Origin of the sequence: Halomonas sp. SIMBA_159 (assembly GCF_046536035.1) — a bacterium.
In the GTDB taxonomy this organism is placed as follows: domain Bacteria; phylum Pseudomonadota; class Gammaproteobacteria; order Pseudomonadales; family Halomonadaceae; genus Vreelandella; species Vreelandella venusta_A.
Map to the genome: position 1 here is coordinate 1 of NZ_JAWJBT010000609.1, position 271 is coordinate 271.

General features: G+C 66.8%; 1 protein-coding gene. It reads right to left on the reverse strand.

All coding sequences use genetic code 11. The features are described from left to right. Positions 1-271 (reverse strand): glycosyltransferase (locus R0J87_RS20645; protein ID WP_498888589.1); only part of this gene is annotated, 271 nt, incomplete at both ends.

Sequence of the window (271 nt, forward strand, 5' to 3'; positions counted from 1 at the left end):
GACTGCCGGCGAAAGTCACCGCGCCGGTCAGTTGCAGTTCCGCGACCTTCGCGTGCAATGCGTCGGCCATCGGCCCCGTGCCGACAATGCGCAACTGTGCTGCAGGAATACGCTTGCGCAGGCCGGCGAACGCTTCGATCAGCGTGCCGATGCCCTTCTCTTCCGACAGACGTCCCACGTACAGAAAAACCGGGGGATTGCCGGCGCGCGCGGCGACGCGCTCCACTAACGCGCGTTCCGGGGAAAACGAGCCCGGCAACGCGGCAGCCTG